Source organism: Paenarthrobacter sp. NyZ202, from assembly GCF_049860755.1.
Classification (GTDB): domain Bacteria; phylum Actinomycetota; class Actinomycetes; order Actinomycetales; family Micrococcaceae; genus Arthrobacter.
Genome location: NZ_CP187556.1, coordinates 3,410,045 through 3,426,549, shown reverse-complemented (window position 1 = coordinate 3,426,549; position 16,505 = coordinate 3,410,045). Strand labels below are relative to the sequence as shown.

Genomic DNA, 16,505 nt, shown 5'->3' with positions numbered 1-16,505 from the left:
CATGAGTTCAGAGATGCAAGTGTTCCGCCTCCCGGACCTCGGCGAAGGCCTCACCGAAGCGGAGCTCGTGAACTGGCTGGTCGCCGTTGGCGATGAAATCAAAGTTGACCAGCCCATCGCCGAGGTGGAGACCGCCAAGTCCATGGTTGAGGTGCCCTCGCCTTACGCCGGCACAGTTGCCGAACTGCACGGCCAGGCGGGCGAAACGCTCGACGTCGGCAAGCCGTTGATCTCGATCGCCCGCGCAGGTGCCGCTCCAGTTTCGCCGGAAGCTCCTGCCGCCGCTGAAGATCCTGTGTCCACTGGAGTGCCGGCCTCGCCGGAGGTGTCGGCTGCGGCTGAGACGTACAGGACCGAGGAAAAGGCAGGCTCCGGGAACGTCCTGATCGGATATGGCACTCCCGGTGGTGCGACCGGCGGCCGCACACGCCCGCGCAAGGCGAGTGCCGCCGTCGTCGATGCTGCTCCTGCTGTTGTTCCTGAGGTTCCGCGGGAACCGGCCGTTGCAGGGACGCGCATCCCCGGGAAGCTCAGTGCCGTCATCTCGCCGCTGGTCCGCAAGATGGCCCGTGACCACGGTGTCTCCCTTGACTCCATTGAGGGCTCGGGCGCCAGCGGGCTGATCATGCGCAAGGACGTCGAGGCTGCGATCTCTGCACCCGCGGAACCGGCTGAACCGGCATCGGCTCCTGCTTCTGCTTCAACGGTTGAGGGCGGGCTGGATACCCGCACCGGCCTAGCCGTCTCTGCCCGTACCCCGGTTCGCGGAGTACGCAAGGCCGTGGCTGCGAACATGGCCAAGAGCCGTTCGGAGATCCCGGAGGCCACTGTCTGGGTTGACGTTGACGCCACGGCATTGCTGGAGATGAGGGCGGAGCTCAAAAAGCGGTCGCCGCACGATACCCCCGGTCTCCTGGCTTTCATCGCCCGTTTTGTCACGGCTGGGTTAAAAAAGTATCCGGATCTCAACACCCGCTTTGAAACCGCTGCTGATGGCTCGCAGGAGATCGTTGGCTTCCAGGGAATCAACCTCGGCTTTGCCGCGCAGACCGATCGTGGCCTGGTGGTACCGTCCGTTCGGAACGCGCACCAGATGAGTGCCCGCGAACTGGACGCAGAGATCCGCCGCCTGACCGCCGTCGCGCGTGAAGGCAAGGCGACCCCCACCGAACTTGGGTCCGGCACCTTCACGCTGAACAACTATGGCGTGTTCGGGGTGGACGGCTCGGCAGCGATCATCAACTATCCCGAGGTGGCGATGCTGGGCGTTGGCCGCATCATCGACAAGCCATGGGTTGTGAACGGGGAGCTGGCCGTCCGGAAGGTCACCGAGCTGACGCTCGCCTTCGACCACCGGGTGTGCGACGGCGAAACGGCCGCAGGCTTCCTTCGGTATGTTGCAGACTGCATCGAGAACCCGGGCGGTGCGTTGGCGGATATGTAGATACGCCCTTTAACGGAAGGACCCCGAGCCGGTTGGCCGGGGTCCTTTCGTGTCATTCCAACGAGATGTCGTACGACCTCCCATATGGCGCCCGGGATGGAGTCTGCCTACAATCGCGTGGGGGTCAGCTGGTGGTCTCCAGTTGCCCGCGACAGGCCTTCCTGGTCTGACGCCATTTCCTGAGGATGCCCACATCATGGTGAGAAAATTCCGGACGCAATCGTTGAGAGCCGTAGCGGTGCTGGCAGGCGCGCTCTTGGTTGCCGGGGGACTTGCAGCACAGCCGGCCGCCGCAGACGGAGACGATGTCCTTCCCGGCGCTCCGCAGGTCCTGCAGCCAGCAACTGAATCGGGCACCGACCAGTTCATTGTCGGAATCAAAGACAGCTCCGTCCAGAACGTCACTGACGCCGTGGAAGAGGCGACAGGCCAGGCCGGGTTGAAACTTGGAGTAGCGGCGAAAAGCCTTCGTGAGAATGCCACCGGCGGCCATGTAGTAAAGCTTTCCGAGGCTCTCTCCGCCATTGAGGCGGAACAATTCGTGCACAACCTGCGCCTGGACCCGGACGTCGCCTACGCAGATCCGGACACGGTCATGCACGCTGCCGTTGCACCGAACGACCCTTACTTCAACGAGCAGTGGGATCTGTGGGAGAACCCGGGTGGCATGCGCACCCCAGGAGCTTGGGACTACACCCATGGGGAGGGAGTAGTGGTTGCCGTTGTGGATTCAGGGATCACCCGGCATCCGGATCTCGACGCCAACATCCTTCCCGGCTACGACATGATCGCAGACGCTGCCGATGCCCGGGACGGGGATGGCAGGGATCCCAACCCCACCGACATGGGAGATTGGGCCGCAGCGAACTTCTGCGAATCAGGCAGCCCGGCGGAAAACTCGTCCTGGCATGGGACACACGTCGCCGGCACTATCGCGGCTGTCGGAAACAACAGCAGGGGGATCAGCGGTGTGGCTCCCAAAGCAAAGATCCTGCCTGTCCGGGCCATGAGCGTCTGCGGTGGCTACACGTCTGACATCGCGGATTCCATTGTTTGGGCTGCGGGCGGCGTCGTGAGCGGTGTTCCCACAAATCCCAACCCTGCCAAGGTCATCAATTTGAGCCTTGGCGCCACCAGGGCGTGCTCAGCCACCTACCAAAATGCGATCGACTTTGCGCACAACGCAGGCGCCGCCGTCGTGGTATCTGCCGGAAACTCAAACCGGCCGGCAGCCGATGCCAGCCCTGCGAACTGCCAAAATGTCATCACTGTCGCGGCGAGCAGCAGGGCGGGTGGCAGGGCGTCCTACTCCAACTACGGAAGCACCGTGGATGTCACTGCTCCCGGTGGCGACATGAGTGCCAATTTCCTGAACGGGATTTTGTCCACCTATAACGCGGGAACCACTGTTCAGGCTGAGACCGGATATGCGTTCATGCAGGGAACGTCCATGGCCGCCCCGCATGTTTCGGGCTTGGCGGCCCTCTTGTTCTCGGCTGAGGGAAGCTCGTTGACTCCCGCTGCCCTGGAGCAGCAGTTGAAGGACACCTCGCGTCCCCTCCCCGCAGGCTGTGTCCCGGGCTGTGGCGCCGGCCTCGTCGATGCCACTGCTGCCCTTATTGCGTACGGTGGCAACCTTCCCGTCGCCCCTTCCCCTGTGGTTTTCCGGGACCTCGACGGTTCTGCAAAGGACACTTTCACCGTCCCCGCCGTGAAGGGCGTTGAGTATTTGCTGGGGGGAGTAGTAGTGACTGCCGGGACTTACCCCGCCATCGGAACCGTGACGGTCACAGCACGGGCAGCCAAAGACTATGTGCTTGCCTCAGGCGCCACTACCAAGTGGACGTTCGTCTTCAAGGCCACGCGGATCAAGATCACGGATTTCAACGGCGATGGCAAGTCCGATGTGCTCGCGCGGGACACCAACGGTGTTTTGTGGCTGTACCCGGGTAACGGTTCCGGTGGTTGGCTGCCGGCGAAGCAGGTCGGGTCCGGGTGGAATGTCATGACGGCAATCGAGGCGTCCGGTGATTTCAATGGCGACGGTAAAGCGGACGTCATTGCCCGGGACAGCAAGGGCGTTCTGTGGTTGTACCCCGGTAACGGTTCCGGTGGTTGGCTGTCGGCCAAGCAAGTCGGTTCGGGCTGGAACGTGATGACGGCTATCGACGCTCCGGGCGACTTCAACGGGGACGGCAAAGCAGATGTCCTGGCCCGGGACGGCAATGGTGTCTTGTGGTTGTACCCCGGCAATGGAACTGGTGGCTGGTTGACTGCCAAGCAGATCGGATCGGGATGGAACGGCATGACCGCGATCGATGGTCCCGGAGACTTTAACGCTGACGGCAAGGCTGATGTGCTGGCCCGTAACGCGGCGGGCGAACTGTTCCTTTACCCAGGCAATGGCTCCGGCGGGTGGCTGGCTGCCAGCCAAATTGGTTGGGGATGGCAGGCCATGAACGCCATTGAAGGTCCGGGTGACTTTAGCGGGGATGGACAAAATGACGTCCTGGCCCGCAACGGCTCTGGTGCTTTGTTGCTCTATCCGGGCAACGGGGCAGGCGGGTTCCTTCCGTCCCGTCAGGTGGGGTCAGGATGGAATGTGATGAGCATCATTTTGTAGCCACACGAAAGACCCGATTAATAGTCGGGGCGCCTTCTCCCTTGAGGGCCACGATCTGTCTGATCGTGGCCCTTTTTGGTTTTCCAATGACTTACACCACATTCAGTTGGTTTTGCATCAGGATCCTTCGGCTTGCTCTACCTCTTCCACGGTTGAGCCATCCAAGACGGCGGTTCAGCTGCGCGTGCACGTCGCCGAACATCTCACTGAGATGCGAGCGCGAGAGTTGCAACTCATCAAACTGAAGGAAACCATGATCAGAAGATACGTCGCGGCCTTTGCAGCGACCACCGTTTTGGCGGCGGGGGTGTTTGCGGCCCAACTGGCTGTACCCTCGGCGGCACGGGCGGAAGCCCCGCCGACCGCAGCCACTACCTTTGATGCGCCGCTATGCCCGGGTACGACTGTTGAAGTAGCCAACCCGATAACCACCGTGGACGGCGCGAATCTCGATAATTACAACCAAGGGCTCGTTGTTCCCTTGTACAACGTTTTCGGTGACCCGGCCGGTGGCACAGATTTGCCCCCGTTATGCGGTGTCCGCTATTCAACAGAGGCTGAAGGCGGACCAATAGGCGGTGGCCCCGTGAGCGCATGGATGTTCTGCACGGACCGCGACTTGGAAACTTGCCATGATGGCCGTCCCCTCGACGAAGATTTCGAGAAGAACGCCGACATGACGGATACTCAACGCCGTCAGTTTGCTTACATCGTGCAGCACGGCTTCCAATACGTGGCGGGGGATGGCACGGTGGACGAATTCGTTACGTCCGACACGACGAGCATAGAACGCCAGCGGTTGCAGGCACTGGCGTGGTGCGTGGCCGATTTTGCCAAACTGACCCCCCAGCAGCAGGCAACCTGTGTGGCCAGTAAGCTCGGCCCGGATGACATCGACGAAACGCTCGGCTTCCTGGCCCAGACCTATACGCCTGAGCTGACTATTGATCCCGCAACTTCGGGCCCTTACGACGTTGGAGCGGAAGCCAAAGTCACTCTGAACACAAATGTCGTGAAGACTCCGATCGAGCTGAGCAGCAGCAACGGCACCCTTCAGCTCTGTGACGGCGAGACTGATGGCACGTTGAGTGGTGGGACGTTGACGGTCAACGAACCCTCAGCGGTCGGAGACACTGTCGCGGTTGATCTCTGCATCACGGCCACGACCGCTGGCACGGTCACATTGAACGCCTCAGTGCTTCCTACGACCGATGCCACTCTCAACTGGTTCCACAACGGGGATGACAATTGCCAGGTTTACGCGGTGTTCACTCGGGTCGAGTCCCACGTAGTCACCGATGCGGCCGAGATTTCGTTCCAAGAGCCTGCGCCGACGCCGACGCCGACGCCTACGCCGACTCCTTCGGAGACGCCGACGGAAACCCCGACGTCGACGCCGACGCCTACGCCGACTCCTTCGGAGACGCCGACGGAAACCCCGACGCCGACGCCGACTCCGACTCCTTCGGAGACGCCGACCGAGACGCCGACGCCGACGCCGACGCCGACTCCTTCGGAGACGCCGACGGAAACCCCGACGCCGACGCCGACCGAGACGCCGACGCCGACGCCTACGCCGACTCCTTCGGAGACGCCGACGGAAACCCCGACGCCGACGCCGACTCCGACTCCATCGGAGACGCCGACCGAGACGCCGACGGAAACCCCGACGCCGACGCCGACCGAGACGCCGACTCCGACTCCGACTCCTTCGGAGGAGACGCCGACTCCGACTCCGACTCCTTCGGAGGAGCCGACCGAGACGCCGACGCCGACGCCTACGCCGACTCCTTCGGAGGAGCCGACGGAAACCCCGACGCCGACTCCGACTCCGACTCCTTCAGAGGAGCCGACCGAGACGCCTACGCCTACGCCGACTCCTTCGGAGACGCCGACCGAAACCCCGACGCCGACGCCGACTCCTTCGGAGGAGCCGTCTGAGACGCCGACGCCGACTCCTTCGGAGGAGCCGTCTGAGACGCCGACGCCGACTCCTTCGGAGGAGCCGTCTGAGACGCCGACGCCGACTCCTTCGGAGGAGCCGTCTGAGACGCCGACGCCGACTCCTTCGGAGGAGCCGTCTGAGACGCCGACGCCGACTCCTTCGGAGGAGCCGACCGAAACGCCGACGCCTACGCCTACGCCGACTCCTTCGGAGACGCCGACTGAGACCCCGACGCCGACTCCTTCGGAGACGCCGACAGAAACCCCGACGCCGACTCCTTCGGAGACGACGCCCAGTGTCTGTGAGGAATCCCCTGGTGACGGGACTGAGGTTCCTGGCGGCGGTTCTGAAGTTCCGGGTTGCGAGGAGGTGCCTTCGCAGTGCGAGGAATCCCCTGGTGACGGGACTGAGGTTCCCGGTGACGGGACTGAGGTTCCTGGCGAGGGTTCTGAAGGTCCGGGTTGCGAGGAGGTGCCCGGAGATGGCTTAGCCAACACGGGCCTTCAGCTGGCCCCGTACGTCTCGGGTGCCGCTGCCCTTCTCATCATCGGCCTGGTTCTCATGCTGGTGACCCGACGAAAGGAAGCCTCGCGTCAGATCTAGTCGATCAACCGTGTTGAACTGACCTCGTAAGTATGGCCCGGAAGCTTGCTGGCTTCCGGGCCATACCCGTAGATGAGGGACGTCCGGGCCCGCTGCCGACGGCCCGGTTCCGCGTTCTCCCAGCCGCACGTGGGTAGAATCGAGGCCTGAACACCGCCGGATTGCAGTGGATACGGAGAACGCATTGTCAGCTTGGCTGGAACTTGGACCGGATAACTACGTGCTGGAGACAGAGGGGGCATCCCTCAACACCGGACTCGTGGTGGGCAAGGAACTTGCCATGGTTATCGACACTGGCTGCGGCCCCCGGCAGGCCCGGGAAATCCTGGCCGCTGTCCGGGAGAAGACGGAGCTCCCGCTGGTTGTGGTGAACACCCACGCGCACTACGACCACTTCTTTGGCAACGCGGTTTTCGCCGATGCAGGAGTAACCGAGTTCTGGGCGCATGAGAATTGCGCTGCAGCCATTGAACGCGATGCTGACAGCCAACGGCCCTCGGTTGCGGAGAACGAGCCGGAGATGGCGGCAGGAGAGGGCGACGCCGTCGAGGTTGTGGTGCCCAACGCAATTGTCCGCGACCAGCCCGTCCTGGTGGATCTGGGTGGCATCACTGCGACGCTCTTCTACCTTGGACGTGCACACACAGATGGCGACCTGTTGGTCGGAACCAACTCGACCCTGTTCGTGGGCGACCTTGTTGAGCAGGGTGCACATCCTTCGTTTGAAGACTCATATCCCGAGGAGTGGGCTGACGTGCTGCGCCACATCTCAGCCCTGCGTCATCGCTATGAACACTTGGTTCCGGGGCACGGCAAGCCGGCCAGCGACCAGTTCGTCAAGACGATGGCCAACACCATGAGTACTGCAGTGCGGCAGGCCACCCAGTCCATCCGCGACATGCCTGCGGACGCGACCAAGGCCATTCCGGTCCTTCCCTACGGACCGGAGCAGTCGCGCTGGTTCATTAAGCGCCTGCAGGAAACGAACGCCCAGCACGGTCGGCCGGCCGGAGGATCATTGGCTACTCCCGACTTCGGGCCTGAGAAAACAGGGTTCTACCCTTCCTCTTAGCAAGGTTCCTTATAAATTTTTCATCTTGACCCCCTAAAAGCGTGGACTAACGGCTTACTCCGGTTTTAGGATGAAGTCGACCATCGGTTCGCGGCTACCTGGGGGGTGTCGAGATGAAGGCCATAAGCGCAATTCCGCGTGCCAAGCAGATTCTCCGCTCCGTCATGGTCGCTGGCGCCGGAACGGCCATCTGGATGGCTCTCTCTGCAACGGCTGCCACCGCAGATTCAGGAACCGGTGATGGAGGCGCACTGCTTGCGGATGCGAAGTCCTCTGTCGCTTCCACGCTTTCCCCCGCAACGGGTGCAACGGGCAATATCACCACCAAGGTCACGCACACGACGGTCGCCACTACTAAAGCCGTGTCAGAGGTGAGCACTTCTGTAAGCAAAACGGCCGCGCCGACTTCAACTGGAACGGCTGTAACCGTGCCCCTGCCTTCGGTGCCTCTTCCCGAAGCGGTCAAAGCAGTGGTTCCAGCGCAGCCGGTCAGGGTCCCTGTGCCAGCTGTGACTCCGGTGGTCACCCAGGTGGCAGCATCGACTGATGACATCGTTGCCAGTGTCCCGGTGGTTTCCCAAATTCTTCCTGCGGACAGCGTCAGCGCCGTTGTGGATGCAACCGTGGTTCCGATTACTGGTGCTGTGGATGCAAAAGTCGATACCGCGGTGCCACCAGTCAACGATGTTCTGGCGCCAGTCGCTCTTGAGCCGGTCACCAATGTTGTCGATCCCGTGGTTCAGACAGTCGTGGACGTTGTTGATACAGTTCTTCCTCCGGCATTAGGCAGCGTTCCGCCGCTCGATGGTACGCTGCCGCCAGTCGGCGGAATCCTGCCCCCTCTGACGGCTCCGGGAGCCTCGGCTCCGCCAGCATCGGGTAGTGGTCCCGAGGTGCAGCCTGCCGCCCCAAACGTAGCCGCACAGCTGCCACCCGCCGTCGGGACCGCCGGTGACGGAACCCAAACGGCAACCATTACAGCCGTTGACGAACCGGCCAAAACCAACGTCGCACCCACTACCGGGACGATGGCAATGCTGCTCCGCGCATGGTTCGGGGAGCAGTCGACCGTGGCGGACATCGGGCAAACAGGCGTCGGCCTTGCAGCAGACGGTGAGCAGCCTGACCGGCTTCCGAGCGGTCAACCAGAAGCTCCTCTTGGCGCGGTTGGTGCGGGCTCCGGCTCCTCGAATAACGGAACCTCCGGGGCGGCTGCTGCGTTCCTGCAGCACGCGCTGATTATCCCGGCGGACGCACTTGCTGGCATGGGTCCTGCCAGCGACGAAAACCATCCCAAGCCGGTCTCCTTCGATCCCGGCTCCTCTCCTGACTAGTTTCCCAGCCGTGCCGCTGCTCCGTCCGCGGCAAACGGTCATGATGACGATCCTCGTGAGGACGTCTCTGGGAACAAGAACTTCAGGAGAAGATCACAATGAACTCGACTTTACGCAGGTGCCTCGTGGGCACATGCTTTGCCGGCGGCCTCGTGGCTCTCGGCGCGACCGCGGCACAAGCAGCCGGCACAACAACCAACGGCGAGGATGGACTCCTTTCCGGAACCCAGGTGGTTGCCCCCGTCACGGCACCAATCAACCTTGGGGCTACGTCTCTGGGTATAGCCGGAGACTCAGCAGCAACGACCAAAGCGCCAGCGGCAGCCCCCGCTTCCAGCGCTGCGCCGAACGCCGGAACGAACGGGTCCAACGCCATTGGCTCTGGAACCCAAGTAGTCGCTCCGGTTACGGCGCCCATAAACCTGGGCTCGTCATCAGTGGGTCTGCTGGGGGGCTCCACTGCGGCGGGTCCGGCCACGTCAGCAACTCCGTCCGGCTCGGGCGCTCCCGCGTCGACCGCTTCCACCAGCGGATCGAACGGAGTTGCTTCAGGAACACAGGTAGTAGCTCCGGTGACGGTCCCCGTGACCGTGGGGTCCATGTCGGTGGGTGCGTTGGGAGACTCATCGGCCACCTCAACACCAGCAGCAACATCTTCTGCGCCGGCACAAGCGCCGGCGCAGGCAACAACGTCGGGGGGAGAAAGTATCGCATCCGGCGCTCAGGTAGTGGCTCCGATTTCGGTCCCTGTTAACATCGGAGCCACTGCCGCGGGAGTTGGCGGGGATGCAACCGCCTCCTCGACAGCGCCAGCGATTTCCGGCGGTGACGCTGCTGCTTCCGGAGCTACTACCAGTGGTCATGATGGCGTTGCTTCGGGGACGCAGGTTGTTGCGCCGGTGACGGCTCCGGTGACTGTCGGTTCGACGGCGGTTGGTGTCCTGGGTGATTCGGCGGCTACGACCGGAGGTTCTTCAGCCGGGACGGCTGGTGGTGGTTCCACTGCCGGTTCCAGTACTGATGGGTCTGATGGCGTTGCTTCGGGGACGCAGGTTGTTGCGCCGGTGACGGCTCCGGTGACTGTTGGTTCGACGGCGGTTGGTGTCCTGGGTGATTCGGGGGCTACGAGTGGTGGTTCTTCAGCCGGTGCGGCTGGTGGTGGTTCCACTGCCGGTTCCAGTACTGATGGGTCTGATGGCGTTGCTTCGGGGACGCAGGTTGTTGCGCCGGTGACGGCTAATGTCACTGTCGGTTCTGTTTCCGCTGGAGTGTTGGGTGAATCCGTTGCCACCGCTTCAGGTACTTCGACGGGGACCGGCACCAACGGAACCTCTGCCGGTGGCACCACGACCGGCGAAGGTGGGGTCCTTTCCGGCACTCAACTCATTGTCCCCATCACGGCTCCCGTGACTGTCGGTTCGACCTCTCTGGGTATCGGCGGCGGCTCCGTAGGTACGGTGAACCCGCCGGTCGTGAATCCGCCAGTCGTGAACCCTCCGGTAGCTGAGCCTCCAGTAGTGAATCCTCCGATCGTTGAACCGCCAGTGGTGAACCCGCCGGTGGTGAACCCTCCGGTCGTTGAACCGCCAGTGGTGAACCCGCCAGTGGTGAACCCGCCAGTGGTGAACCCTCCGACCAGCGGCGGAGCCAGCACGGGTGGCGTCGATGCCGGGGTCAGTAGCCCGGGAATGGGCGCCGGAAACACCGGCATCTCCGCCGGGACAGGAGCGGCTCAGACGTCCACCATGGACGAAGCCGTCAGCGGCACCCGGGCCGCATCTGCCGCTGGGGCGGGTGCCGCCGTCGGAAGTTCCGCATCCCTGGCCAGTACGGGCCTCAACCAGAGCTTCCTTCTCTGGGCGGCCGCACTGCTCCTGATGGGCGTGGCTCTGGCAGTTGGCAGTCGCCGGGAGGCTGCTGCCACCCGGCAATAGCCGGTCGGGCCACTCGTTTGTTGTTGCGGTTCCGGCCTCCGGAACCGCAACAACAAACGAGGTAAACGCGCCGTCAGTCCTAGGATGAAGGGGATGACGCCTCCCAAAACAGTCCAAAACTTCAGCCTTCGCAGCATAGCTATCCCGGCTTTCGGACCGGCGCTCTTGTTCTGTATGGGCGAGGGGGCCGTGCTCCCGGTCATTGCCTTGTCTGCACGTGACCTTGGCGCATCTGTCGCAGTGTCAGCGTTGATTGTGACCCTGATCGGCCTGGGTTCGTGGCTGTTCAACATTCCGGCGTCGATCATCACCATCAGGTTCGGCGAACGATGGGCAATAGTCGGGGCCGGTGCTGCGGGTGCTTTGGCCCTGGGGGCAGCGGCCTTTGCTCCCCGCCTGGATCACGGGATTTGGTTACTGGCCGCCGCGATGACCGTGGTGGGCATGAGTTCGAGCGTCTTCAACCTGGCCCGGCAGAAGTACCTCACCGAGGCAGTTCCAGTGATGTTCAGGGCCCGTGCCCTCTCAACCTTGGGCGGCGTCACCAGGATCGGTATCTTCATTGGACCGTTCATCGGTGCAGGTGCGATGCAGTTTGCAGGTATCAGCGGCGCCTATTGGGTTGGCTTCGCGGGGATGATGGCTGCTGCGGCGTTGTCCCTCACCATCCCGGACTTGAAGGCACCGGAAAGGTCCGACGGCGGTGCGGTGCCTCCTGCTTCGACGCTCCGGGAGGTGGCTGCCTCCCACGCGGGAGTGTTCCTCTCCGTGGGATTCGGGATCCTGCTGCTCAGCGCTCTTCGGGCATCACGACAAGTGGTGATCCCGCTTTGGGCCGACCATTTGGGGATGGATGCAACGCAGGCTTCCCTGATCTATGGTCTCTCCGGCGGCGTTGACATGTTGGTGTTCTATCCGGCAGGCAAACTGATGGACCGAAAGGGACGGCAGTGGGTGGCCGTGCCATCCACTGTGATCATGAGCCTGGCCTTGGTGATCATCCCGTTCACCGGTGGTTTTACGCCCCTGCTCTTGGCAGCACTGCTGATTGGCTTCGGCAACGGCATCAGTTCGGGCCTGATCATGACCTTGGGCGCCGATTTCTCGCCCGACAATGGCCGAAGCCATTTCCTGGGGATTTGGCGCTTCATCGCCGACTCGGGCGCCACAGGGGGACCGGTTCTGCTGTCGGGGTTGACCGCTGCCGTTTCCCTCGCTGCCGGGGTTTGGGCAACGGCTGCGCTGGGGTTCGCGGCCGCACTGGTGTTTGCCATTTCCATTCCGCGGTTGAAGCACCGGCGGAATTACTAGTCCCTGTTACCAGTTCGAACGTTGTGTATTGGCGCGGCTAGACTACCGGGGTGCCAGAAAACCCAGCTGATGAAACCGCCGAGCCCTCGTCCTTCGCGGATCTTCATGGATTCCTGAACGCAGGCAGCATTCCCGCGGGGTTGATTGAGATCCAGCACCACGGCCTGCCGATCGAAATCCTGAACCTTCCCGCTGAATCGGACATCACCTTGGTCTGCTTCCACGGAGCCGCTGAAGCTGACGTTCGGCTCCCGTGGTTCCTGGGGCAGGGTGTAACTGCCGGGTTGCCCGTCAGCAGGATTTTCATCTCCGACCCGAGTCTTCGGATCTCGCACGACTTCAACCTGGCGTGGTACGCGGGATCAAGGTTTCAGCCAGACCTGCAGGAGACCTTGGCGGTAGTTGTCAGGCGCATTGTCGAAGAAACCGGAGGGCATAACGTGGTCTTCTTCGGCAGCTCCGCCGGAGGTTATGCCAGCCTTGCGCTGTCCCGCTTCTTTCCGATCTCCCTTGCGCTGGCCGTCAACCCACAAATCTCGATTTCCCGGTTCTACTCTGGCGCGGTGGAACGCTACCTCACCCATGCCTGGGGTGTGGAGGGCAAGGAGATGGACGGACTGCCGGCCAGCGTGACGCATGACCTGGTTCCTGCCTATTCTGCGGGGTTCGACCACACAGTGGCACTGATCCAGAACGCGAAAGACTGGTTCCATATCCAGAATCATCAGCTGCCGTTCGTTGACGCAGTAGGGGAGTCCGACAGTCTGTTCATGCTCATGGACCGCTGGGGTCCCGACTCCGGCGATGGGCACATTCCCCCGCCGAAGGAACTGCTGCGGGCCTGCTTCGAAGTCCTGGCAACCTGCAATGGCGACTGGAGCAAGGCACTGGTTGAGTTCGGCTTCCAAGCTGAAACGACACGACGCCACGTCAAGCAGCGCGTTATGGACACCGCGCCAGCAGCGACGGCAAGCTGAGCGGCCTGTCTGACAATGGAGCGCGTCCGGCGGACTTCTTCCATCAAAATTATGACTCCGGGACAGTAATAACCGCAGGCCACCACCCCCGGGTGACCTGCGGCCGTCGCTCACATAAAGGAAACAGCTACCGAACTGCCTGATGACCCTTGAATTCGAGGTTCAGGTTGCCGGAGCCGGAGCCCTTGGCGGTGCCGTTGACTGCGGACTGGGTCATGGCGAACGTCAGGGTGGCGTGGGCTATCGCATCGGCCATCTGTTCAAGGACCGCCGCGTCGATGTTGTCGATGTCGTCGCAGGCCTGGTGGTAGCAGGGGTCGTACGCAACGCCGGCCATGCCTCCATAAATGGCTGCCTGCTCAGCGGTCTTGATGTCCTCGGCGCCGGTGAAAAGGCCACCCGCCGGAATGCCGTTCTCAATGAAGCCGAAGTAGTCCGAACGCCCGTCGAATTCCGTAGGCTCCGTGGCCAGGCCCTGCGAAGCGAAGTAGTCCAGGAAGACCTTTTCGATCTGGCCTGAACCGTTGGGGCCGGAGGTGCCCAGTTGCTTGCCGTCGCCGTCGTACACGAAGCGCACGGGGTTAGGGGAGGCCACCATGTCAAAGTTCAGGTTCAGGGCGTGGTTCTTGAGCTCTGTCTTGCTCAGTTGGGCCACATAGTAGTCGGAGCCGATCAGGCCGTCCTCCTCGCCGCTCCACCAAGCAAAGCGAACGCGGTTCTCCGGAGTGACACCCAACTCGGCCATTTGCAGTGCTGTCTCCAGGATGGCAGCGGAGCCTGATCCGTTGTCATTGATGCCTGGACCTTCGGCCACGGAATCCAGGTGTGCGCCCACCACAACGGTCCTGTCAGCCCGGCCAGCGGTGTCTGCCAAGACATTGAACGTCTCGATGGGCTGCGTGTTGCCCTGGACGTCAATGCGGACAGTGGCCCCCGGGAGTCCTGCGAGTTCTTCGCCTACGGCGAAGCTGGCACCAACGGTAGGAATGGTGACCTCTGGATTGTCGGGGGCAGGAGCACCGAGAGTGCCATCCACCCGGGCAAGCCGGTCATCGCCGTCGCCCTGGTTGAAGATGATGACGCCAACGGCACCGGCGGCCTCGGCGTTGACGGCCTTGGTGTTGAACGGACACGTTCCGCGTTGGATCAAAGCGATGGTACCGGCAGGGAATCCGGTGAAGTCGGTGGCCTCGCAGCCGCTGGTGGAAGCACGGTCTCCCACGAGGTTTATATCCACGGGGGTCACAGCAGCAGTGACTTCCCCAAACCCGGAATACGTCATGGCCGCAAAATCATCGGCTGTATAGGTGAGCGGCGTCGGCGTGAGGCGTTGGAAAGCTTCACTCTCAAGGTTGAACTTCAGGTACTCAAAATACTGGCGCTCCGGTGTGTAGCCGGCTGCCTTCAGTTGGTTCTCGATGTATACGGCGGAAGCTACGTGGCCGGATGTTCCGGCTGAGCGGGTGCCGCCGTTGGCATCTGCGATCGCCTGAAATTCCTCGAGGTGGTCAATGATGGCTCCTGCGGTGACAGCGTCGCGCAGTGCTTGCGTGTCCGTCCCCTTGTCGGCGACGGCGGGCGGGGTGAAAGCAAATGCGAGAACAGCCATGGTGGCTACTCCCGCAGCAAGGGCAGAGGTTGGTTTTCCTGATTGCGGTTTGTGCTTGGTATGCATGTGGTGCATCTCCCTGATACGGACCCGGCATCTGGTTGGCCGGGCGCGGTAGCGAGAAACTTACTCCACAGTAGCCTTCCGGAGAAGCCTTGAATTTTGGCGGCCGTTGACCAAGACAACGGCGAGGACCAGCAGAATCAATCCCCAGGTCGCATTCCAGGCGTCCAGTGCAGTCCGCATCACCACGAACGGCGGAATAACTGCCAGTGCCGTAGCCGTCAGGACGCTCCACAGGCCAGGGCGGGATGCGCCGGGTGCCAAAGCTGTGCTGGCGAGTTCCAGACGGACAAGAGGGGTGGATGCCAGCAAGACCAATGCCCACGCTGCGACGTAGAACAACGGCCTTGTCAGCCACCATTCGGCGCTCGCCGGTTCCGGGAAAGGCAGGTGCAGGACCAAGGCAATGCCGAACAGCGCAATGATCAGAGGCAGGTGCCACAAATAGATGGTCATGGCGCGGCTGCCCACCACTAACATGACCTTCCGGACCCATTCCAACCTCACAAACCGTTGCAACCAGGGGTAGGCAGCCTTCACCAGCAGGACATGGGCCAGTCCCACCAGCACCAGTGGGAACATGGGTGGGTTCTGGCTGGTCAGCATGTCCACTGGATAGGGCCCTGCATCGGTCAGGGGCACCATGAGCAGGTAGGAAGCGACGGCAGCGATCACCAGCTTCCATCGCGCAATCCTGTCGAAGATACCGTCCGCATAAAAGAAGCCCAGCTGCTGCAGGAGCCCCCAAACAAACACCATGTTCAGCAGCCCGATCGGGTTGGAGTCGAAGCCCCACGGATTGCGCTCCAAGCCCAAGCGAAGAACATCGACGACGGCGGCGCCCGCGGCCAGCCCGGCCACAGTCCGGTAAGGAGCTGCTTCGTGGAACCGTGCCATCACCGGCACCATGGTCTGGCAGATGAGGTAAGCGGCAAGGAACCACAGCTGGACTCCGGCGCCGGCAGCGATGACCGACAGCAGGTCGCCCGGGACACCAGCCGCCGTCGCACTCCACAACGCAATCGTGAGGAATGCATAGAGGGCAACCGTGGGCCTGACGAGCCGCAGCACCCTGTTGCGCAGGTAGTCCGCCGCGTTGCCTCCTTTGCGCTGGAGGCTGCGCCACGATGTCAGGGAAGCGAAGCCGCCCACCACAAAGAACAAAGGCATGACTTGCCCGAACCACGTGCCTTGGGCGAACCAGGACAGGGAGGTCAAGGGGTTCTCCACGCCTATGCCTCCCGGACCAACGCTGATTCCCATCATGAGCAGGTGAACTGCCACAACGGCGAACATGCAGGCTACCCGGATGAGGTCGACCACCAGGTCACGGGATGCCGGTACTAGCGGCCGCGTGGTGGTAATCCTGCCGAAGCGGGTCGATTCAGAGGTAGGCATAAGGGCTCCTGGCGAATTTACTCTAACGTTTTGATTAATTGTAGAGTGCGTCGGCACGCCTTGCCATGGGGAGTGCTCCACCTGCGGTGCCTTACTGGCCGCCCAAGGTTCCCAAGACCCTCACGTCCAAAAATAAGCCGTGAGGCGAGCGAGCAGTTGCGGAGTGGTTCGGTGAGCTCGGCAGACCAAGCC

10 protein-coding genes are annotated in these 16,505 nt (G+C 62.5%); 8 read left to right on the top strand and 2 right to left on the bottom strand.

Annotated elements, in window-relative coordinates; genetic code table 11:
* The first annotated feature begins 1 nt into the window (after nucleotide 1).
* From ACPFL9_RS15880 to ACPFL9_RS15845, 8 genes are all read left to right on the top strand, one after another.
* Entirely contained in the window at nucleotides 2-1,444 is a 1,443-nt protein-coding gene (locus ACPFL9_RS15880) for a dihydrolipoamide acetyltransferase family protein (RefSeq protein ID WP_426003808.1), read from the top strand.
* 196 nt (nucleotides 1,445-1,640) lie between these two features.
* Complete coding sequence (locus ACPFL9_RS15875; protein ID WP_426003807.1) at nucleotides 1,641-4,067, top strand: S8 family serine peptidase; 2,427 nt, start codon at nucleotides 1,641-1,643, stop codon at nucleotides 4,065-4,067.
* A gap of 1,248 nt (nucleotides 4,068-5,315) precedes the next feature.
* Nucleotides 5,316-6,008, top strand: coding sequence for a hypothetical protein (locus ACPFL9_RS15870; RefSeq protein ID WP_426003806.1), 693 nt, complete (start codon nucleotides 5,316-5,318; stop codon nucleotides 6,006-6,008).
* A gap of 791 nt (nucleotides 6,009-6,799) precedes the next feature.
* Nucleotides 6,800-7,687 (top strand): MBL fold metallo-hydrolase, encoded by an 888-nt coding sequence (locus tag ACPFL9_RS15865; protein ID WP_426003805.1) that lies wholly within the window; start codon nucleotides 6,800-6,802, stop codon nucleotides 7,685-7,687.
* Between the two features lie 113 nt (nucleotides 7,688-7,800).
* Nucleotides 7,801-9,021, top strand: coding sequence for a hypothetical protein (locus tag ACPFL9_RS15860; protein WP_426003804.1), 1,221 nt, complete (start codon nucleotides 7,801-7,803; stop codon nucleotides 9,019-9,021).
* A gap of 98 nt (nucleotides 9,022-9,119) precedes the next feature.
* Nucleotides 9,120-10,955, top strand: a complete 1,836-nt coding sequence (locus tag ACPFL9_RS15855; RefSeq protein WP_426003803.1) for a cell wall anchor protein — start codon at nucleotides 9,120-9,122, stop codon at nucleotides 10,953-10,955.
* 93 nt (nucleotides 10,956-11,048) lie between these two features.
* Complete coding sequence (locus ACPFL9_RS15850) at nucleotides 11,049-12,266, top strand: MFS transporter (protein WP_426003802.1); 1,218 nt, start codon at nucleotides 11,049-11,051, stop codon at nucleotides 12,264-12,266.
* 50 nt (nucleotides 12,267-12,316) lie between these two features.
* Complete coding sequence (locus ACPFL9_RS15845; protein ID WP_426003801.1) at nucleotides 12,317-13,243, top strand: YqiA/YcfP family alpha/beta fold hydrolase; 927 nt, start codon at nucleotides 12,317-12,319, stop codon at nucleotides 13,241-13,243.
* A 127-nt stretch (nucleotides 13,244-13,370) separates the two neighbouring features.
* Here the strand turns inward: ACPFL9_RS15845 and ACPFL9_RS15840 are convergent, their stop codons facing one another.
* Nucleotides 13,371-14,852 (bottom strand): M28 family peptidase, encoded by a 1,482-nt coding sequence (locus ACPFL9_RS15840; protein WP_426003800.1) that lies wholly within the window; start codon nucleotides 14,850-14,852, stop codon nucleotides 13,371-13,373.
* A 126-nt stretch (nucleotides 14,853-14,978) separates the two neighbouring features.
* Nucleotides 14,979-16,313, bottom strand: a complete 1,335-nt coding sequence (locus ACPFL9_RS15835; RefSeq protein ID WP_426003799.1) for an acyltransferase family protein — start codon at nucleotides 16,311-16,313, stop codon at nucleotides 14,979-14,981.
* Nucleotides 16,314-16,505 lie beyond the last annotated feature (192 nt).